The 654-nt window shown below is 44.6% G+C and carries 2 protein-coding genes; one reads left to right on the top strand and one right to left on the bottom strand.

The window, feature by feature from the left end:
- Positions 1-265, top strand: a 265-nt coding sequence (locus HHU12_RS35225) for a hypothetical protein (protein ID WP_205960098.1), incomplete at its 5' end; no start/stop codon positions are given.
- Here HHU12_RS35225 and HHU12_RS36045 read toward each other — a convergent pair.
- The gene (locus HHU12_RS36045) at positions 237-428 is read right to left on the bottom strand and encodes a small membrane protein (RefSeq protein WP_205960097.1); all 192 of its coding nucleotides are present in this window, start codon (positions 426-428) and stop codon (positions 237-239) included. The two genes, HHU12_RS35225 and HHU12_RS36045, sit on opposite strands and share 29 nt — an antisense overlap.
- Between the last annotated feature and the right edge of the window lie 226 nt (positions 429-654).

Here is a 654-nt window from a genome sequence, read left to right as displayed (position 1 = left end):
CCCCTTCCTGAACGTGCTGAAAACGGTTTTTCCGGCTGTGCCGGCAACGCCTCACGGCCACGCAATAAATTGCGTTCCCGTTCACCGTTTTCGGGTGGGAAGAATGCCGGAAACAGGACTTACCCCGGCTGAGTTGCGTGAATTTCCGCGCTATGCACTTGCGCGCATACTCATGCATGCCGTAAAAACAGAGCCTGCGCGTTTCTGGCGGGTTTTCGGGTGGTTTGTTGCCTGTTTTACCGGTTTCCTGCCAGAAACGCCCTGAGGCCGTTTTCGCGGTGCGCGTAAGAAGGGATTATGGTAAATAGGGCGCTATCGCTTACTCCTAAATACACGACTGATTGCTTTTTTTCTCTGAAGTATGAGATTCCTGAGTAGACAGCTACAACAAGTAGCGCAATGGCGATAGCAAGTGAAATCCAGTCCATAAATGCCTGATTAATTTAATAAAAACAGCCTGTTATGATTTCATAAAGATAATGTCATCTTTTTTTAGCATGATACTGTCGTTACTTATTGTGGTGAGATGAAACATAACCGCTGTTTTTGTATGTGTTTGTTAAGGTTTCTAAGATTATTCCTAACCACTGATTTTGTACATATCATCAAAAAAATAAAGAACTAATGCCCTGTGGTGGGTATGTAACAAATGCC

The organism is Flammeovirga aprica JL-4, from assembly GCF_012844305.1.
Lineage (GTDB): Bacteria > Bacteroidota > Bacteroidia > Cytophagales > Flammeovirgaceae > Flammeovirga > Flammeovirga aprica.
Note: the sequence above shows the minus strand (reverse complement) of the source record. Positions and strands in the feature narration are given on the sequence as shown.